Origin of the sequence: Sinorhizobium arboris LMG 14919, assembly GCF_000427465.1 — a bacterium.
Lineage (GTDB): Bacteria > Pseudomonadota > Alphaproteobacteria > Rhizobiales > Rhizobiaceae > Sinorhizobium > Sinorhizobium arboris.
Genome location: NZ_ATYB01000008.1, coordinates 1,138,968 through 1,157,372 on the forward strand (window position 1 = coordinate 1,138,968; position 18,405 = coordinate 1,157,372).

Consider the following 18,405-nt stretch of genomic DNA (forward strand, 5'->3'; position numbering starts at 1 on the left):
CTCCGCCATCGGCGCCGAAAGCCGCAGAGGCATCGGGGTGGTGCCGAGGCGGAGTTCGTGGCCCCTGTCAGAAACGCGTGGTCAGGCTCGTGAGCCAGGCCGGGGATGCCTCGACCAGCGCGGCCTCCAGCCGCTTGTCCACGCCGGTCAGGATGGCGATCCCGATCACCAGCAGCACGGCGCCGAATACGGCTCTTGCGGCCTTGCCAAAGCCCAGCATCCGGTCCCGCCAGCGGTTGAGGACCTCACGCGACAGATGGCCGAGGAGCAATAGCGGCGCGGCCGCCCCGAGACCGAAGGCCGCCATGGTCAGGAAGACCTGAGCCAGGCTCTCGCCCCGTGCTGCCATGAGCGACGCGGCGCCGAGGGTCGGGCCGACGCAGGGGCTCCAGACGGTGCCGAGCAAAATGCCGACGACGAACTGGCCTCTCCAGCCTTCGCCTTCCAAACCACCGAAGCGGCGCTCGGTCCAGTTGCCGATCGGCCCCGCTGCCGCAGCGAACCGGACTTGCATCGAGGGAAGGATGAGGACGACGCCGAGACCGATCATCAGCAATGCGCCGAACGAGCGGAAAAAGTCGAGGTCGAGCCCGATACCGAACCCCAGCAAGGCGACGAACATCCCGACCGCCACGAAGGAGCCGGCAAGCCCCGCCGCAAGTGCAAGATGGCCGTAGCGGTGCTTGCCGATGGCGGTCGCGAAGACGATGGGTACAAGTGGAAGAACGCAGGGCGACAGAATGGAAAGGACGCCCGCGACCGCCGCAAAAATCAGCGTTGAAATCATCGTTCAGTTCTTCAATGCGGACCGGAACAATGCCTCGATCGAGGCGGCGTCGGTATCGCCGACCGAACGGGCCGTCTCGGACGCCCCTTTGAAGGCGATCAGCGTGGACTGGCGCTGCGCCCCGAGCGCCTGCACGACCTCCTTCTGCTTGTCGAAGTCCACCTTGAATACGGTAACGGACGAGAATTCCGGCGAGGAGATCAGCTTTTCGATAATCGGTTCCTGCGCGGCGCAGGTCGGGCACCAGCTCGCCCAGACGTCGACGACGATCGCCGTGCCAGCCCGCTGGGCCGCTTCGAAGGCCTTGGTTTCGAATGGCCTCAAATCGCCTGCGAACGCCGTCGCTGCGGCCAGCGTAACGAATGCGGCGCCGGCAACCGCCGCCATGCGTGTAAAAGTTCTCATTGTCATTCTCCTGCTGGTGCCGTCGTCCTCCCAAGGCGGCGAAGGCAAAGGTCACGGGTGGAATGGCCGTCATGAAACGCCGCTCCGGTGATTTGACCGGGCAGGCAGGCTGGCTGTTACATCCTCAGGGAACACAACATCGTGATCCGTGGCCGCGAAACGGCAGACGCGCCCCGATGGTCTCATCTTCATTATCTTCAGGAGGTACGATGATGAATTCCAACTGGACGGTCGCTGCTGCGGCAGCTTGCCTCTCGCTCATCCTGAGTTTCACACCCTCTGCGGCCGGTGAAATCTTCGAGCGGGAAGGCGCGGCCATCTCGGGCTACGACCCCGTCAGCTATTTCACATCCGGTGGGCCTGCCAAGGGTTCGCCCGCCATCGAGGCCGCTTACAAGGGCGCGACCTTCCGCTTCGCGACCGCGGAAAATCGCACCCGGTTTATTGCCGACCCCGAGAAATACCTGCCGCAATACGGCGGCTATTGCGCCTACGGCACTGCTCGCGGTTACAAGGCGCCCACCGACCCCCATGCATTCACGATCGCCGGCGGGAAGCTCTATCTGAACTATGACGCTGCGGTCCAGGACACCTGGCGGCAGGACAAGGACGGCTATATCTCCAAGGCGGATGCAAACTGGCCCGCGGTCAAGGATCAGTAAAGTTGGCGGCGGCTGCCGCAAAGGCTTGCCCTGCCGTCGGACATCACAAGGCGTATTTCAGCCGTCCTGCAGGCCAAAGGAATCGGGCAAAATGACCGCGAAACGACGGTCGCTTCGCCGCCGCCGCCTCAATCTAACCGCGGGCAAATAAGCTTGCCCTCACGCCTTATATCGATCGAGGTGCAGGGCGCGTCGCTGCGCTCGACCAAAGCGACGATCTCGGCGCGATGCTGGTCGAGATGCGGCGGAGGGTGCTGATATGCGATCGGCGTCGCGGAGAGCTTCAGCGGGTTGCCGAGGAGGCGCACGGGCCGCCCGTCCTGCTGCTCCATGGTGATGACCATGTCCCGGGCCAATGTGTGCGGATCGGCCAGTACGTCGTCGATACCGGCGACCTGCCCCGCGGGAACGCCCGCTTTTAGAAGCCGCTCGGCCCAGACGTCCGCATTCTCCGTCCGGAGCGCTTCGGTTATGATCTTCGCAAGGTCGTTCCGGTTTTCGACGCGGTCGCGATTGGTGCGGAAGCGACCGTCGCAGCCGAGTTCCGGCAGGCCGATGGCGCAGCAGAAGCGCCTGAACTGCTCGTCGTTCCCGACGGCCACCGCGAGGTCACGGTCGGCCGTGGGGAATGTCTGATAGGGGGCGATGTTTGGATGCGCATTTCCGAGCCGCTCAGGCCGCTTCCCCGATACGAGATGGTTGGTGGCGGCGTTGATAAGCCAGGCGACCTGCGTGTCGTAGAGGGAGAGATCGATATACTGGCCCTCGCCAGTCGCCTCCTTGTGCCGGAGCGCCGCCAGGATACCGATCGTGGCGTACATTCCGCACATGACGTCCGCGATGCCCACGCCGACCTTCGTCGGCTGTCCGCCCTCCGCGTCCGGATGTCCGGTAATGCTCATCATCCCGCCCATCGCCTGGATCAGGAAGTCGTAGCCGGTCCTGTCCCGATAGGGGCCGGTCTGGCCGAAACCGGATATGGAGCACCAGACGAGGTCCGGTTTCAGGCGGGCCATATCCTCGTAGCCGATGCCGCGACGGGCGAGGTCACCCGGCTTGTAATTCTCGATCACAACGTCCGAGATCGCTATCAGCTTCTTCAGAAATCCGACCTGGGTCTTATTCGTGATATCGATGGCGATCGACTTCTTGTTGCGGTTGGCCGAGAGGAAATAGGCGCTGAGGTCGCTGTCCGCCCCTTCCGCATCGGGCACGAAGGGAGGCCCCCAGCGCCGGGTGTCGTCCCCGAACACCGGTCTCTCCACTTTGATGACCTCGGCCCCGAGATCGCCCATCAACTGTGTCGCCGTCGGGCCGGCGAGAATCCGCGACAGGTCAAGGACCCGGATGCCGGCGAGTGCTCCTTTTTTGATCTGTTCCATCCGTTGAACTCCTTTACGTTTTCCACGGCGCCTGCTTGAACCAAGCCGCCCCATAGGCCGTCGCCACCAGAATTGCGAACCCGGCGAGATTGGCGGTCGCGACCGGCAAGGCGCCCCGCCCGACATGATCGAGCGCGATGCCGATGAGCTGTGCGGCGACCATGCCCGTCATGAAGACCGGGAGGGACTGCTGGCCGACCTTGATCAGGATCGTGGTCAGCGGCCGGACCGCTGGATGATAAAGCCGCGCCCCTTTGTCGCCGACGACGAGCACGGCGATCTGCGCAAGGGCTAGAAAGTGAACGAGCCGCAGGATACCGAAATCGGTCTTGCTCGTGAGGGGGGCGATCGCTTGCGCAGCCTCCAGGAAAACGGGCGAGGCCGAAAGGACGACGTGCCAGGCGAAGGGGATCGTGACGAGGACGAAGGCGATCGAAGCGATCAGCAACGGGCGGCTCCCGACCGGAAGCGTCAGCGTGCCGCGCATGAGAAAGAAGCCGAGAAAGAAAATGAGCTGCCAGCCGAAGGGATCGAAGAACCAGGGACGGTTGCTCCATGGCTCGGCCGGGAAATGGGTGAGGCCAAGCTGGGCCGACAGCCACAGCAGCGCCATGAGGACGAAGGGCAGTCGCGAGTCGATGCGCTCCGCCAGCAGCATGACCGGCATCAGCGCAAGGATCACCATGTACATCGGCAGGATGTCGAAATAGTTCGGCACATAGGTGAGCGTCATCAGGCCGGCGAGCAGCGGCCCGGGATCATCGAAGAAGCGGACGAGGTTGAGGCTCTGGACATAGGACGTGCCGTCGGGCTTGTTGCCCGCTGCAGCCATGATGGTGGCGACCGTCAGGAAGACGGCGACATGCGCCCAGTAGATCTGCCAGCACCGGTGGGCCACTCGCGCGGTGAGGAGCCCGAAACCTTCCCGGTCGAACAGTCTGCCGAAGGCGATCGCCGAGGCCATGCCCGAGAGGAAGACGAACATCTCGGTCGCGTCCGAGAAACCGAAGCGCGCCGGTATCCAGAGCGCCCAGGGATCGTTCGGGACGTGTGCGACAAGGATGATCAGCATGCCGATGCCGCGGAAGACATCGAGCCTCGGGTCGCGAGCGCGCTTGCCGGCAGTCGCTGAGGCCGGCAGCGTCAGTTCAGAAGGCGTCTTGGTAAGCATCCGCATCAAACCGGCAACTGATGAGAGTGAAATTCGAGCGGCTTTCGGCCGCACTGAGTTCGCGCTGCAGGTCAAGGGCATCGTCGACATTGACGCCGTAACCGCCGAAGCCCTCGGCAAGCCGGGCAAAGTCGGTCTGGCCGAGCGTGACGCCCGCGCGGGCGAGCCCGCTTGCCCGCTGCTTCATTGCGATCAGCGCAAGGCTGCAGTCCTGGAAGACGACGATCGTCAGGGGAAGTGCCAGATCTCGCAGCGTCGCCAGCTCGCCGACCCCCATCTCCAGGCCCCCATCTCCCATGACGGCTATGACGCGTCGTGACGGATCGGCCACTTTCGCGCCGATCGCCAGCGGCAGCGCGGCGGCCATGGTGCAGAACCCCGCCGACTGGATGAGCGAGAGCGGACGCCGGCAGACCCATTTCTGGGAAAGGAGAATGCGGTGGGCGCCGCTGTCCACCGTGACAAGGGCATCCGGTCCGACCGTTTCATTCAGCACTTCGATGATCGCATGCGGTCCCCAAATGTGAGGTCTGCCGAAAATCCGCTTCAGTTCGTTCGCGGCCCCTGCGGGTTCCCGTTCGGCCCATGACGAATGATCGGCAACCGCTTCCGCGAGCACTTCCACCGTTGCTGCCGTGTTCGCGACGAAGCGAAAGCTGCAGTGGTGCATGGCGTGGTCGGGGGGCGCCGCCGACAATTCGACGGTTCGGTCGGGATCAACGGTATCCAGCCAGCCGAGACGCATCTCGATCGGATCGTAGCCGACCATAAGGACGAGATCGGCCTCGTTGAAAAGAGCGAGCAGGACCCGATCCGCCGCCGGGGACAGGCCGGCCGCGCCGAGCGAAAGCGGGTGGGTTTCATCGATCAGACCCTTGCCCTTGTAGGTCGTGACGACAGGGGCCTCGATTTTCTCCGCAAGGCGGCGGATGGCCTCTCCTGCGCCATCGCGGGCGGCTTCGAAGCCTGCAAGAATGATCGGCCTTCGGGCCGCATCCAGGCGCTTGGCAAGGCTTGCGACAACCGCGTCGCCGGCAACGACCGACGGGCGGCGAATGGTTGCCGGCCGGACGATGCGAGGGGCGGGATCGTCCGTTGCCGCTACTGCGGGCGAGAGGTCAAGATGTACGGGTCCCATCGGCGCGGCGCATGCGATCGCCAGTGCTCGCGCGACCGTGGAGGCGGCGCTCTCCGGTTCGACCTCAAAGCTCGCCTTGACGATCGGCCGCAGGAGGGCGGCGTGGTCGATCACCTGATGCGTGTAGCGCGTTCGCGTCGAGCGATCGACGATGCCCGAGAGCACGACCAGCGGAACGCGTTCCTGCAGCGCGTCCGCAATGCCGTTGACGGCGTTGGCAAGGCCGGGGCCGACGGTGGTGACCAGGATGCCAGGCCCGCCGCTCAACAGACTGGCGCCCGCCGCCATCGACGCCGCGGCCGTCTCGTGGCGCGCCAGATGAAAGCGAATGCCGGCCTTTTCAAGGGCGTCAACGAGCGTGATCACCTCGCCGCCCGGCATGCCGAAGGCGTGCCGGCCACCGTGCTCGTAAAGCGTTGCGGCAATTGTGTCGGCCACCCTTGGTCTTTCGCGGTTTTCATTCATGGGGCCGGATACCTTTCGCGACGACGTGAACGGACGTGAAATTGTTGGTTCGCGGAAAAGGGGCTATGTCCACGGCTGTGACGTCGAGGGAGATCAACGTATGCACATCGCCGCCCCGGTCGTTCTTGCCGCAGTCTTTCTTCTTGCGCCCGGCGCCGGTGCCGAACCGTGCGGAGGTTCCGTCCCATGCACCGTCGAAGGCGGCTTCTACCGGATCGAAATGCCCGAAGGGGGCAAGCCCAAGGGGGGCTATGTCTTCTTCCACGGCTATCGCGGCTCCGCGCAACTGCAGATGCGGCATCGGGCATTGGTCGACGCCGCGCACCGCCATGGCCTTGCCTTCGTCGCGGTCGACGGTCTGCGGGGAACCTGGTCTCATCCGAATGCGCCGGTGCACTATCGCAACGAAGCAGCCTTCGTGCGCCAGGTTCTCGGCGACCTCAAAAAGCGTTTCGGCTTCGATCGGTCCAACACCCTGGTCGGCGGGTTTTCGCAAGGTGCCTCCATGGCGTGGTACACGCTCTGCCGGTCCGGCGACCGGTTCGCCGGCGCCGTGACCTTCTCCGGTGTCTTCTGGAACCCGCTTCCGAAACCGGAGGACTGCGTTGGCGACCTGCCGCCGATCATCCACTTCCACGGCCGGCAGGACGGAACCTTCCCGCTTGCCGGAAGAGCGATCGGGGACAGGTTTCATCAGGGGGATACGTTCAAGAGCATCGCGGTCGCGCGTGAAGCCGCCCGTTGCGAGGCAGATGCCGAGGCCCTCGATATCGCCGGTCTCTCCTGTTCCGTGTCCCGCTGTATTCGCGGAAGCGTGGCGCTCTGCCTCTACGACGGGGGACATCAGGTGAAGCCGGAATATCTCGACATAGGCCTGACGAGACTCGGATTTTGAACGAAGGCCATCGCGGACGGTCATTTCCCCCTCTCGCGCCACTCGACGACGTAGGCGACAACCACGCCGAAGAGGAGATGCCCGGCGAGCGACACCCAGGCAAGCGGTATGAAGCCGAGGAAAGCGGGAAGTCCGGCGATGAGGTGCGCCATGATGTAGAGCGCGAATATCCAAAGCCCGGTCCCGAAGCCGAGCGCGGTGAGGATCAGGGGCAGTCCGGGCAGAACCAGCCGCTGCAGCGGACGCGCGATGAAAAGATAGCCTATCGGATAGAAGACGACGCCGACGACCGCGTGAATCGCTTCCGCCAGGAGACGGTTTCGAAAGCCGAAGACGCTCTGAACGAGAGCGGCCGGCTCGAGCGGACCGCCTACCAGCATCGGCGTGATGACGCGTGCCCAGAACTCCCAGGCAAGATCGGCGGCAAGGCCGGCAAGAACGATCGTGACGAGCAATCTTGCAGAAGCTGTCGGGAAAAGCGCCCCCCGCTGGGCAGTCATCGTGTGCATGTCGATTCTCCGATAGTGGTGGGGTGAACAGGTGTCCTCTTGCGGCCTCTTGCCTCAAAGAGAGGCATGGCTCTCGATGGAGCCCAGCAGCCGGTCCTCGACCTTGAGATGGCGGCGCACACTGCAGATGCGCGAGAATGCAGCCCTGTCGCCGTTGGCACCGGCGGCCTTGGCAAGGGCGAGTACGAAGAAGTCACGTTGCGCATTGCTGCCGCCGATCTTCGGCAGACCGGTGAGGATCGCATCGAGCGAGCGGCGGTCCCTGCCAGTCGACAGTCCCGCGATGATGCGGGCAAGGGGAAGTCCGACATCGGCCGCGATGCGCGCCTGCTCGCCGGTGCCACGGGCTTTTATGGCCAGTTCCTCGACCATCTCGTGCGCGCTGCCGGTTTCGCCGAGAGCGACCAGGGCCGCGAGCGTGTGCAAGGCGGCAAAGACCAGGGTCGTGTCGCGGCGGCGGTTCAGCGCCGTCTCCGCCAGATCCGACCAGCGCAATCCGACGTCGACACCCGTCTGGCCGAGGCGCCAGAGAAGCGAAACGGCATTGGCCATATCGCGGAAATCATCGGTCTGCCGGGGGCGAACCTCGTCGTCGTAAATTCTCAGGACCTGCTCATGGTCGCCCTGCTCCAGGTGCAGCAGTGCCAGATGCCAGGCCATGTGGAAGGAGAAATTGTTGCATCGGGTCCACGACACGCGTCCGTGCTCGAGCCAGTTTATCCCCTTTGCCGTCTCTCCGCGCATCTCGTAGACGTGCGACACGGCGTGGCGCCCCCAGGCATCGTTGGGTTCCAGGCCGACGGCTTGCCGGCCGACCTCTTCGGCGGCATCGTAAAGACCGAGCTCTTCGAGCGCGAATGCGTGGCAGCCGAGCATGAATCCGGCCGCGGGCGTGTCCGTGCTCCACCGTTCCATGACCCGGGAACTGGCAGACAGCATTCCCGCAGCGTCCCCCAGCATGAACCGCAGCGCATGGGAGATCTTGAACGGCAGGAAAGTCGGCGCCCGCTCGGAGAATCCGTCGTCCAGCAGTCTCGCCGCCTCGGAGAAGGAGCCGCCGACCGCCCTCTCCAGGGCGTCGACCAGAATTCGCTCGTCGCGCGTGCCGCCGTCGCGGCCGGCCATCGCGCGCCTTGCCGCGGTCAGGGCCTGACCGGCCGACGCGACGAGCTCGGAACGGGCAAGGATCAGGCTTGCAAAGCCCTTGAACGCAAGCGCCGCGACATGACCGGGATCGGCCGCCAATGCCGCTTCGAGGGCGGCTCCCGTCGTCGGGCGGTGGGCCGCCAGGCCGTGGACGGCCTGTTCGAACGCGGTTTGCGCCTCTTCGCTCGTCGTGCTGGTGGAAAGGTTGAAGGCATCCAGTCTCATCGCTTTGGCTCCTCTGCAGAACCGTTGCGATCAGGTGCATTCAGGCCAAGCTTCCCGTAGAGATCGCCCGGAACGTCATCGTCGAGGCTCGCTGCGGCGAGCCTCGTGACGGTCTTCATGCCGCGCACATAAGTGCGGCAATGTCTGCATTGCAGAAGATGCAAGGCGACCATGAAATTGGTCCGCTTCGAGCCGTCCCGGCTGACGAAGTCGCTTGCTAGATCCGGTATTTCCCTGCATTTCAGCATATTGCTCGTCTCACGATGAAGAACCTGATCGGGTCCTTCCCGTGAGACCGCCGAACCGACCGGGCGTTACAGGACGAGAGGTCACGCTTTCGTGAGCGCGGCCCGATCGCCGGTCAGCTGCGCTGCGATCTCGTCGCGGATGCGCGTGCGTGCCCGGTGCAAAAGGGTTCGCTGGTTCTCGGGTGTCAGGTCGAGCAGCCGGCAGGTTTCCGCCGCGTCGGCCCCTTCGACGTCGCGCATCACCAGAACTGCCTTTTGCGCCGGTGGCAAACGATCGATCATCTGCCTCACATGCTCCCAGAGATGCCGGCCGGCGACGATCCGTTCCGGCGTGAGACCATCGAAGGAGACCGGCGCCTCGCGCCAATGGCCGCTTTCGTCGAATCGGTTGCGCAGTCTCTGCTCCAGATCCCGCTCCGGATCGTCCCCGTCTCCCAACGCAGCATAGCGGCTCTCACGCTTCGCGTGGTTCTTAGCCTTGTTCAGGAGGATGGAAATGATCCAGGTGGAAAGGGCCGATCTCCCTTCGAAGGACCCCAGGTTGGCGATGACCGCTAGCCAGGTCTCCTGAGCGACCTCCTCCGCGACGGCGCGGTTCCTGACGATACTGTCCGCCAGCCGGACCAAAGCACCGTGGTGCCGTGCGATCAACTCGCTCATTGCCTTCTGGTCGCCCCTGCGAAGGAGACCCAGAAACTGCTCGTCTATGCTGAATTTAACGGCGAACGCCGCCGCCGATAACCAGAATGTAAGCCCCATCACAACCGCCCGTTGGCCCGCGCCTCCTTGAATGACACGTCATACAAGCCGGGCGTCAAATAAAACCTGTGTGACCGAACGTGCTCAGCAGGTTCTTTTGTCCCCATGCCTGGGCCGGAGCCTGAGAGCGATGGCGTGTGGCGCGCGCCGCCAGTCTGCCCTGGGGATTGACATGCACCGCTTCAGTAATGTTATTACATTTTGTAGAATATGTGTAACGTAATAACATTGCGATCCGAATCCGCTGTCAAGCGGCCGATTCCAGGGCGGCCGTGTTGCCGGTGTCGCATGGAGCGGGAAACGTTCGAACGAAGAAAGGAAAACCTGATGACATTGTCTCTCAACCGGGCCCTCCTGATGGCCGCAGCGGCGACCGCTCTCGTCTTTGCCGCAGGCGGCGCACGTGCCGATGACCATGAGACGAAGGAGGCATGGCGCCTCTTCGTCGCCGATCACACGCTGCCCGTCGTGAGAGCGATCGATTTCGCCGATGGCAAGGAATTGGGCCGCTACGACATCGAGGGATATGCCGCTCTGGCGGTGAGCGCATCCGGGCAGACGGTGTTTGCGGTGCAGTCGGACCAGAATATCGTGCACGTCATCAAGACCGGCATTGGGTTTTCCGATCACGGGGAGCATCGCGACCTGGAAGTCTCCGATGTCGCGCTTCTTCCGGTGAAACTCGAAGGCAAGCGTCCCGTTCATGTGGTGCCGCATGACGACCATGCGATCATTTTCTACGATCGCGACGGCAAGGCCGATATCATCGATGAAGCCGCACTTCTCGAGGGCAGGACGGAGACGCGGACCGTCGATGCAACCAAGCCGCACCACGGGGTCGCCGTGAGCATGGGGCGCCACGTCCTCGTCTCCGTCCCGGACACGGAAATCGAACCGAAACCGGACGAACTGCCGCCGCGGATCGGCGTGCGGGTGATCGACGAGAAGGGCGAGCAGATCGGCGAAGTCGGCAAATGCACCGACCTGCATGGCGAGGCGACCTCGGCCCGTCTCGTCGCCTTCGGCTGCAGGGAAGGGGTGCTCGTCGCCCGGCCCGGCGGCCTCGATGGGCCGAAGCTGCAGATGCTTCCCTATCCCTCCGATTTCCCGAAGGGCCACACCGGCACTCTGCTCGGAGGCAGGGCGATGCAGTTCTTCCTCGGCAATTACGGCGAGGACAAGGTCGTTCTCATCGATCCCGACAGCAGCGAACCATACCGGTTGATCGCGCTGCCGACGCGGCGTGTCGACTTCCTCCTCGATCCTGCGACGCCGGCCAATGCCTACATCCTTACGGAAGACGGCGATCTGCATGTACTGGATGTGATCAAGGGGGAGATCCTTCGCAAGGCCAAGGTCACCGAGCCGTACAGCAAGGACGGCCATTGGCGCGATCCGCGCCCGCGCCTGGCGATAGCCGGCGGCCAGATCGCGATCACCGATCCGCGACACTCGCTCGTCCGGGTGATTGATGCTGAGACGCTCGAGGAGAGCCGTACCATCCCCGTCGAAGGCCAGCCCTTTGCGATCGTTGCCGTCGGCGGTTCCGGCGCCTCGCACTGAGTCGAGTTCGAGTTGCCGGCGCGGATCCGAGACCGTTGCGGCGGTTTCGGATCCCGCGCTTTCAACCGGCGCCTCAGTGCAGGTGCCTCAGCTTGTCGGGATTCCGCACGACATAGATCGCCGCGACCCTGCCGCCTTCGATCTCGAGGGCTGTGGTCTGGATGTCTCCGTCGGCCTCCATCGTGATGAAGCCGGGCAGTCCGTTCACGAAGCCCACGCGCAGAAGCTTCGAGCCGTTCGCCCGGAAAAGCGCCGCCAGCTTCTCATGGACCTTCATCACGGCGTCAAAGCCGATGATCGGCATGGTTGCTGCCGAGCGCTTGCCGCCGCCGTCCGCATGGATGCTGACATCGGCCGCGAGCATTGCGCCCAGCTTGTTCATGTCGCCGCTGCGCGAGGCCGCAAAGAAAGCCTCCGCAAGCTCGAGGCCGCGCTCTTTCTCGACATGAAAACGCGGCCTTGCCTCGCGGATATGGGTGCGTGCGCGGGCGGCAAGCTGGCGGCAGGCGGCGGCGTCGCGCTGGATGGTCGCTGCCACCTCCTCGAAACCGAGCCCGAACACGTCGTGCAACAGGAACGCTGCCCGCTCGAGCGGGGACAGCCGCTCAAGCGCCAGCATCAGCGGCAACGTCACATCTTCCTCTCCCTCCTCTTCGACGACCGGGTCGGGAAGCCAGGGCCCCACATAGGTCTCGCGCTGGCGCCGTGCCGATTTCAGCTGATCGAGGCAGAGCCGGGTGACGGTGCGACGCAGGAAAGCCTCCGGCTCGCGTACCGCCGCGCGGTCGGCCCCCATCCAGCGGATGAAGGCCTCCTGCACCATGTCCTCGGCATCGGCCACCGAGCCGAGCATGCGATAGGCAACGCGCATCAGCTTCGGACGCAGCGGGTCGAAGCTCGCTGCCGCATCCGCTTGCGTGCCCCGTGTCATCAGGCGACCGCCTTTTCGGCGATTGCCTTCGCGGCTGCCGGTTCGACCCACAGGCCGAAGCCCACGGCGAGGCGGTTCCACCCGTTGATGACATTGATCATGAGTGTGAGCTTCACCTGCTCCTCCTCCGTAAACTCGGCCTGCAGCATCGCAAGGGCGCTTTCATGCGTATGTCCTTCCGAAAGCCGCGTCAAAGCCTCCGTCCAGGCAAGCGCGGCGCGTTCGCGATCGGTGTAGCATGGCGCCTCGCGCCAGGCCGAGAGAAGATAGATCCGCTGCTCGGTCTCGCCCTTGCCTCGCGCCTCCGCCGTATGCATGTTGATGCAATTGGCGCAGCCGTTGATCTGCGACGCGCGGATCTTGACGAGTTCGATGAGGCTCGGCTCGAGGCTGGAGGCCACGGCAGTCGATATGCTGAGCCAGCTCTTCATCAGCGAAGGAGCGGCGGTGAAGGGATCCAGTCTTGCAATCATGGTTCGGTCTCCTTTTGTTGGTTCCGACACCATGACGAGACAGGATTCGCCAGTGTGACATGGATGTGATTTTTTTTGTGGCCGGCCGTTTCGGCCCGGGATGGTGAGGGCCACACGCCGGCATCAAGGTTGCGTTGCCAAGCCTCTCATTCCATCCTTATACTGCTCGCACCATGGAGAAGACCTTCGTCGCGGCGCGAGAGGAACGGCCTGGGGAAGCATGGCTTTCTCGGTTTGCTGCCGGTCGAAGTGAGGCGGAGAGCTGGTATTTCGGGCGGGCCCAGCGAGCATCGGGTCCGAGCGCCGAAGAATGTCGCGAGGCCCTGTGGCAGTACATGCCGGAACTCGTTCCTCACTATGAGCACGCCTGCGCTCTCGTTGGAGATGACGAGGTTGCTCATCGGATGCTCAGCCACTTTCGACCCGCGCCGGATGCCTATGGCTGCAGTCAATCTGTCTGGCTCGGGGAAGGGGGTCCGGCGCTGATCCGCAATTTCGACTATCCGCCGGGCGTTGTCTCCGATCGTTTCGAAATGACCGAGTGGTCCGGGTTAAAGGTCATCGCAAAGGCGCAACGCCCTTGGGGAGGCTGCGTGGATGGGATGAACGAGGAAGGACTTGCCGCAAGCGTCACTCTTGGGGGCGGACGTTCTCAGGGAAGAGGGTTCTCGATCATTCTCGTGATCCGTTATGTGCTGGAAACCTGTCACCAGGTCGAGCAGGCTGTCAAAGCCCTATGCCGGATACCCGTCGCGCTCGCGCAGAACGTCACCGTACTGGATCGTTCCGGCAATCATGCCACTCTATTCCTCGGACCGGGCCAGCGCCCGATCATTACGCGCCTGAGGGCATGCACAAATCATCAGCGGGCGGCACGACCGTCATCATTCTCGGTGGCCCGGCAGCAATGTATTCTGCGAGCGCTGGAGGATCCTTCCATGTCGCTGGAGAAGCTGACCGATAGCTTCCTTCGGCCGCCGCTTTATTCCGTGAGCGGGCCTCATCCCACCCTCTACACAGCCGTCTATCGACCCGCAAAAGGCAGAGTAGATTACATCTGGCCAGGGAAACGCTGGTCTCAGTGTTTCGAGCATTTCCAGACAGGCGAATACACGCACAACTTTACCCACCGATTTTCCGATCAGTAGGCGGGCGCATGGGGCCATGCGCCCGGTGCAGCCAGACTGATCCTGTTCAATCCTCCTCGATGAAGACCTCCTCGCGCTTCTTCTTGACGCTCGGCAGAAAGACGATGACGAGCACGGCGGCGGCGATGAGGAGCAGCGTCGCGCTGATCGGCCGGGTGACGAAGGTGACCGGATCGCCGCGCGAGAGGATCATGGCGCGCCTGAGATTTTCCTCGAGCAACGGTCCGAGCACGAAGCCCAGCAGCAGCGGCGCCGGTTCGCAGCGAAGCTTCAGGAGCAGGTAACCGACAAGGCCGAAGAAGGCGACGGCGTAAAGATCGTAGACGTTGGAATTGACGCTGTAGACCCCGATCGAGCAGAAGGCCATGATGATCGGGAAGAGCACGAAATAGGGGATCTTCAGAAGCTTCACCCAGAGCCCGATCAGCGGCAGGTTGAGGACCACCAGCATCAGGTTGCCGATCCACATCGAGGCGATGATGCCCCAGAAGAGGGCGGGTTGTTCCGTCGCGACGTTCGGTCCGGGCACGATGCCCTGGATGATCATCGCACCGATCATCAGCGCCATTACCGGGTTTGCCGGAATGCCGAGGGTGAGCAGCGGGATGAACGAGGTCTGCGCTCCGGCATTGTTGGCGCTTTCCGGTCCGGCGACGCCCGCGACGGCGCCGCGGCCGAATTCCTCCGGCCGGTCGGAGAGGCGCTTTTCCACGGTATAGGAGGCGAAGGCGGCGAGGATGGCGCCGCCGCCGGGCAGCACGCCAAGCGCCGAGCCGATGGCGGTGCCGCGCAGGACCGGGGCGAACATCTGCCTGAAGTCCTCCCGCGTCGGCATCAGGTCGGTGACCTTGGCCATCAGCACTTCGCGCGTCTTCTCGCTTTCGAGATTGCGGAGGATCTCGGCGATACCGAAGACGCCGACCGCCAATGCGACGAAATTGAGGCCGTCGGAATATTCCCGGATGCCGAGGGTGAAGCGCGGCGTGCCGGTGTAGATGTCGGTGCCGACGAGGCCGAGAAGCAGGCCGAGCGCCACCATGGCGAGCGCCTTGACGACAGAGCCGTGCGCGAGTGCGACCGAAGAGACGAGGCCGACGATCATCAGCGAGAAATATTCGGCCGCGCCGAACTGGAGCGCGATCTCGGTCAGCGGCGGCGCGAAGAGCGCGACCAGGAATGTCGAGACCGTGCCGGCGAAGAACGAGCCGAGTGCCGCGATCGCAAGCGCCGTACCGGCGCGGCCTTTGCGCGCCATCTGATAGCCGTCGATGGCGGTGACGGCCGAGGAGGATTCGCCGGGCATGTTGATCAGGATCGCGGTCGTCGATCCGCCATATTGGGCGCCGTAATAGATGCCGGCGAGCATGATCAGCGAGGAGACCGGTTCAAGCTGGAAGGTGATCGGCAGCAGCATGGCGATCGTCGCCGTGGCGCCGATGCCGGGCAGTACGCCGATCAGCGTTCCGAGAAGCACGCCGATCAGGCAGAAGAGGAGGTTCGCCGGCGAAGCGGCGGTGGCGAAGCCGAGGGCAAGATTGCTGAAGAGTTCCATCATCGCCTCTAAGGGACTTCCAGGAAAAATGTGAAACGTTTCTCAGCCCGGAAGTGCGTAATTAAATGACAGGTCGTTCCGCGGTTACGCTGAAACAGCCGATCGACCTAGAACCGGGTCCACGGGCCGAACCGCTCGAAGGGCAGTTTGAGACCGTAGCTGAAGACGGCGACCGAAAAGATGGTCAGGGCGAGCGAAACCGCTATCGCCCAGAGCGGCCGCATCCGGTTGGATGCGAAGCAGGCGATCAGTGCCGTGAAGAAAAGAGCGGGGACAAAGCCGAGGCCGCGCACCGTCAGCCCGAAGAAGATCGGCGCCGGCAGGATGAAGAAGATGCCGCGAATGGCGATCGGTCCCATCGGCTCCCCATGCACGCGAGCCGATTGCACCAGGATGGTCGCGCCGAGCAGGATCAGCACGGCGGAGAGAAGCAGCGGGAAATAACCCGGGCCCATGCGGAAGGCGGTGCCGAGTTCGAGCCCGAGCGACTGCCAGGCGAAGAACAGGCCGACGGCTGTCAGAATGCCGCCGCACAGTGCATTGGTCGTGTCGAAGGAGATGGATTTCATTGTGTCCCCATTATTTCTGCGGGTGCGCTCCCTTTTTCGGGTGAGCCGGGCCGCCGAATTTTTTGGCGAATATCTTCGCATGTTCTGCGGGCTGATGCACGCCGCCCAAAAAGTGCAGCGCGATTTTGGGCGGCATCGCCCCTGCCGCTCGTTGACAGCTGTCAACGCGGTGCGGACGGATCCTCGAGACGCCCGCACCGGTTGAGATCGGTTCCGCCACTGCATCGCTCGAAGAAGGACGGCGGCGGTTACCCTGGCGCGATCAGTCGGCGTACTGGCCAGCCGCCTCGATGACCGGCTTCCAGCGGTCGATCTCGCTTTCGAGCTTCGCCTTCAGCGCCGCCGGGGTGGCATCGGCTTCGCTCGACGGCTCGGTGCCGAGCTCGCCGAAGCGCGCGATCACGTTTTCGTCCTTGAGGGCCTTCTGCAGCGACTGCGACAGGCGGTCGGTAATCTCGGCCGGCGTGCCCTTCGGAGCATAGATGCCGTGCCAAATGCCCACCTGGAAGCCGGAAAGGCCCGCTTCCTCCGCGGTCGGCAGATCGGGGAAGATCTTGAGGCGCTCCGGCGAGGTCACGGCGTAGGCCTTGATCGTGCCGCCCTGGATCTGCTTCGTCGTATTCGTCGTCTGATCGCACATGATGTCGACCTGGCCGCCGAGCAGGTCGGTCATTGCCGGGCCGGTGCCCTTGTAGGGTACGGTCGTCAGCGGCGTTTCGATCGCGCTCATGAACATCATGCCGCAAAGATGCGAAGCCGCCCCGATCCCGGCATTGGCGACCGTCACCGTGTCCTTATTGGCCTTGACGTGTTCGATCAAACCCTTGAGATCGGCCGGCTCGAAATCCTTGCGTGCAACGATCGTCATCGGAACCTCGGTGACGAGGCCGACATATTCGAAGGCATTCAGCGTGTCGTAGGCGAGCTTGCGATAGAGCGTTGCGCTGGTGGCCATGCCGATGTGATGCAGAAGCAGCGTGTAGCCGTCCGGATCGGCCTGGGCGACGCGGCCCGCGCCGAGCGTTCCGCCGGCGCCGCCGACATTCTCGACGATGATCTGCTGGCCGAGATCCTTCGACATGGACTCGGCGACGAGCCGGGCGACCGTATCCGTCGGGCCGCCGGCCGAGAAGGGCACCACCATGGTGATCGTGCGCTCCGGATAGGTTTGGGCGCTCGCCGAAACGGCAAAAAGGGAAACGGCGGCGGCGCCCAGAAGCGCGTTCAGAATTTTCATCTTTTCCTCCCGGATGAAATCATCGTCCAGCCGGCATGGTTCCTCCCGCCGGTTCTGGGTCACCCATTAGCAAACGGGATTTTAGCACAGACAACCGCCGCCGGCGCCGTTTGATGCATTTCCAGCGCAGGGGCGCGTCAAATGGGTGGATTCGGAAACAAAGGGGCCTGTCGATGGGTGGATTTCCGCACATCGGCGATTGCCGCTGCCGACGGGTCCGCGGGGATGCCGCTCGTCAAAGGCCGGTGCGGCGCCTGAGATAGAGGACCTCCGCCTCCGTCAGCGGGCGGCTTGCCCCCTTCGGCAGTTCGCCGAGCCTTATCTCGCCGATCGAGACGCGCAGGAGGCGCAGGCATTCGAAGCCGAGCGCCTCGAGCATGCGGCGGATCTGGCGGTTGCGCCCTTCGTCAAGCTCCACCTCGATCCAGCTGTTCCTGCCTCCGCTTCTCAGGAGTTCGACCCGTACGGCCCTCAGCAGTTCGCCACCCTCCGTCACGCCCTCCACCATCCGCGCGGCCATGGCCTCGCGGATGATGCCGCGCACCTGTACATGGTACACCTTGCCGAGATGGGTCCTGGGATCGAGCAGACGCTGCGCCAGCACCGTATCGTTGGTGAAGATGAGGAGTCCCTCGCTTGCCTTGTCGAGCCTCCCGACCGGCGAGAGCGACGGGACGTCGATACGGTCAAGGCAACTGAAGACCGTCGGCCGGCCCCCGGGATCGTCGCGGGTGGTCACCAGGCCGCGAGGCTTGTTCAGCATCAGATAGACTTTGGCTTGCGCGGCAATGACGGTCCCGTCGACGGCGATCCTGTCCGCCTCGATGTCGACCCAGTAGGACAGATCGATTATCCTGCGGCCCGCAACGCTGACGCGCCCCTCCGAGATCAGCTTCTCGGCCTGCGTCCTCGAGCAGTAGCCGAGCTTGGAGAGCGCCCTGGCGAGCGTCACGCGTTTGCCGGCCTGTGCATCGGCTTTCGCGCTGCCGACCTGCCTTTTCTCTCTAAGACGGTGTTGTTTCACCGTTCCGTCTCCGTGCTGCTGGACCCATGCTTCCTCTGACATAAATGGCGATGCGAGGCCAGCGTGACAAACGGTGCCCCCGCCTGCGGGGAGACGGTCGCGGCAGCGGCACGGGG

General features: G+C 63.9%; 19 protein-coding genes. 4 read left to right on the top strand and 15 right to left on the bottom strand.

Translation table 11 applies throughout. The features are described from left to right. Nucleotides 1–67: 67 nt before the first annotated feature. Nucleotides 68–787, bottom strand: a complete 720-nt coding sequence (locus SINAR_RS0105945; RefSeq protein WP_027998230.1) for a cytochrome c biogenesis CcdA family protein — start codon at nucleotides 785–787, stop codon at nucleotides 68–70. A 3-nt stretch (nucleotides 788–790) separates the two neighbouring features. Continuing rightward, on the bottom strand, nucleotides 791–1,192 hold the full coding sequence (locus SINAR_RS0105950) for a thioredoxin family protein (RefSeq protein WP_027998231.1): 402 nt from the start codon (nucleotides 1,190–1,192) through the stop codon (nucleotides 791–793). 209 nt (nucleotides 1,193–1,401) lie between these two features. On the opposite strand from SINAR_RS0105950, the gene SINAR_RS0105955 reads away from it, so the two are divergent. Further along, nucleotides 1,402–1,854 (top strand): YHS domain-containing (seleno)protein, encoded by a 453-nt coding sequence (locus tag SINAR_RS0105955; protein ID WP_027998232.1) that lies wholly within the window; start codon nucleotides 1,402–1,404, stop codon nucleotides 1,852–1,854. 128 nt (nucleotides 1,855–1,982) lie between these two features. Here the strand turns inward: SINAR_RS0105955 and SINAR_RS01000000133085 are convergent, their stop codons facing one another. The 3 genes from SINAR_RS01000000133085 to SINAR_RS0105970 are packed head-to-tail and all read right to left on the bottom strand — an operon-like array spanning nucleotide 1,983 to nucleotide 6,010. Continuing rightward, nucleotides 1,983–3,236 carry a CaiB/BaiF CoA transferase family protein gene (locus SINAR_RS01000000133085; protein ID WP_050577427.1) on the bottom strand — a complete coding sequence of 418 codons (1,254 nt, stop codon included), beginning with the start codon at nucleotides 3,234–3,236 and terminating at the stop codon, nucleotides 1,983–1,985. A 13-nt stretch (nucleotides 3,237–3,249) separates the two neighbouring features. After that, nucleotides 3,250–4,407 carry an OpgC family protein gene (locus tag SINAR_RS0105965; protein WP_027998233.1) on the bottom strand — a complete coding sequence of 386 codons (1,158 nt, stop codon included), beginning with the start codon at nucleotides 4,405–4,407 and terminating at the stop codon, nucleotides 3,250–3,252. After that, entirely contained in the window at nucleotides 4,385–6,010 is a 1,626-nt protein-coding gene (locus SINAR_RS0105970) for a thiamine pyrophosphate-binding protein (protein WP_027998234.1), read from the bottom strand. Before SINAR_RS0105970 ends, SINAR_RS0105965 begins: the two co-directional genes overlap by 23 nt. A 100-nt stretch (nucleotides 6,011–6,110) precedes the next feature. Here SINAR_RS0105970 and SINAR_RS0105975 point away from each other — a divergent pair, with 100 nt between their 5' ends. Continuing rightward, nucleotides 6,111–6,905 carry a CE1 family esterase gene (locus SINAR_RS0105975; RefSeq protein ID WP_027998235.1) on the top strand — a complete coding sequence of 265 codons (795 nt, stop codon included), beginning with the start codon at nucleotides 6,111–6,113 and terminating at the stop codon, nucleotides 6,903–6,905. A gap of 20 nt (nucleotides 6,906–6,925) precedes the next feature. Here the strand turns inward: SINAR_RS0105975 and SINAR_RS0105980 are convergent, their stop codons facing one another. The 4 genes from SINAR_RS0105980 to SINAR_RS0105995 all read right to left on the bottom strand — a co-directional run bounded on the left by SINAR_RS0105980 (nucleotide 6,926) and on the right by SINAR_RS0105995 (nucleotide 9,792). Then, nucleotides 6,926–7,405 carry a hypothetical protein gene (locus SINAR_RS0105980; RefSeq protein WP_167333589.1) on the bottom strand — a complete coding sequence of 160 codons (480 nt, stop codon included), beginning with the start codon at nucleotides 7,403–7,405 and terminating at the stop codon, nucleotides 6,926–6,928. Between the two features lie 63 nt (nucleotides 7,406–7,468). Next, complete coding sequence (locus SINAR_RS0105985) at nucleotides 7,469–8,785, bottom strand: tetratricopeptide repeat protein (RefSeq protein ID WP_027998237.1); 1,317 nt, start codon at nucleotides 8,783–8,785, stop codon at nucleotides 7,469–7,471. Then, on the bottom strand, nucleotides 8,782–9,033 hold the full coding sequence (locus SINAR_RS01000000133090) for a hypothetical protein (RefSeq protein ID WP_033057009.1): 252 nt from the start codon (nucleotides 9,031–9,033) through the stop codon (nucleotides 8,782–8,784). Before SINAR_RS01000000133090 ends, SINAR_RS0105985 begins: the two co-directional genes overlap by 4 nt. An 81-nt stretch (nucleotides 9,034–9,114) precedes the next feature. Continuing rightward, nucleotides 9,115–9,792 carry an RNA polymerase sigma factor gene (locus tag SINAR_RS0105995; protein ID WP_033057010.1) on the bottom strand — a complete coding sequence of 226 codons (678 nt, stop codon included), beginning with the start codon at nucleotides 9,790–9,792 and terminating at the stop codon, nucleotides 9,115–9,117. Nucleotides 9,793–10,119: 327 nt separating this feature from the next. Here SINAR_RS0105995 and aztD point away from each other — a divergent pair, with 327 nt between their 5' ends. Further along, on the top strand, nucleotides 10,120–11,355 hold the full coding sequence (gene aztD / locus SINAR_RS0106000) for a zinc metallochaperone AztD (protein ID WP_027998239.1): 1,236 nt from the start codon (nucleotides 10,120–10,122) through the stop codon (nucleotides 11,353–11,355). A 73-nt stretch (nucleotides 11,356–11,428) separates the two neighbouring features. On the opposite strand, the gene SINAR_RS0106005 is transcribed toward aztD, so the two are convergent. Together SINAR_RS0106005 and SINAR_RS0106010 are read right to left on the bottom strand one after the other, a co-directional pair. Next, the gene (locus SINAR_RS0106005) at nucleotides 11,429–12,286 is read right to left on the bottom strand and encodes a sigma-70 family RNA polymerase sigma factor (RefSeq protein ID WP_027998240.1); all 858 of its coding nucleotides are present in this window, start codon (nucleotides 12,284–12,286) and stop codon (nucleotides 11,429–11,431) included. After that, nucleotides 12,286–12,759 (bottom strand): carboxymuconolactone decarboxylase family protein, encoded by a 474-nt coding sequence (locus SINAR_RS0106010; RefSeq protein WP_027998241.1) that lies wholly within the window; start codon nucleotides 12,757–12,759, stop codon nucleotides 12,286–12,288. The genes SINAR_RS0106005 and SINAR_RS0106010 overlap by 1 nt, the downstream gene beginning before the upstream one ends. Nucleotides 12,760–12,932: 173 nt before the next feature. Between SINAR_RS0106010 and SINAR_RS0106015 the strand changes: the two genes are divergently transcribed. Then, nucleotides 12,933–13,907 carry a C45 family peptidase gene (locus SINAR_RS0106015; RefSeq protein ID WP_027998242.1) on the top strand — a complete coding sequence of 325 codons (975 nt, stop codon included), beginning with the start codon at nucleotides 12,933–12,935 and terminating at the stop codon, nucleotides 13,905–13,907. 46 nt (nucleotides 13,908–13,953) lie between these two features. Here SINAR_RS0106015 and SINAR_RS0106020 read toward each other — a convergent pair whose 3' ends face one another. The 4 genes from SINAR_RS0106020 to SINAR_RS0106040 all read right to left on the bottom strand — a co-directional run bounded on the left by SINAR_RS0106020 (nucleotide 13,954) and on the right by SINAR_RS0106040 (nucleotide 18,331). After that, complete coding sequence (locus tag SINAR_RS0106020) at nucleotides 13,954–15,459, bottom strand: tripartite tricarboxylate transporter permease (RefSeq protein WP_027998243.1); 1,506 nt, start codon at nucleotides 15,457–15,459, stop codon at nucleotides 13,954–13,956. Nucleotides 15,460–15,566: 107 nt separating this feature from the next. Continuing rightward, nucleotides 15,567–16,028: a tripartite tricarboxylate transporter TctB family protein gene (locus SINAR_RS0106025; protein ID WP_027998244.1), complete on the bottom strand. Its 462-nt coding sequence runs from the start codon at nucleotides 16,026–16,028 to the stop codon at nucleotides 15,567–15,569. Nucleotides 16,029–16,290: 262 nt separating this feature from the next. Further along, entirely contained in the window at nucleotides 16,291–17,265 is a 975-nt protein-coding gene (locus SINAR_RS0106035; protein ID WP_027998245.1) for a tripartite tricarboxylate transporter substrate binding protein BugD, read from the bottom strand. Between the two features lie 235 nt (nucleotides 17,266–17,500). Next, nucleotides 17,501–18,331 carry a pseudouridine synthase gene (locus SINAR_RS0106040; protein WP_084617094.1) on the bottom strand — a complete coding sequence of 277 codons (831 nt, stop codon included), beginning with the start codon at nucleotides 18,329–18,331 and terminating at the stop codon, nucleotides 17,501–17,503. Between the last annotated feature and the right edge of the window lie 74 nt (nucleotides 18,332–18,405).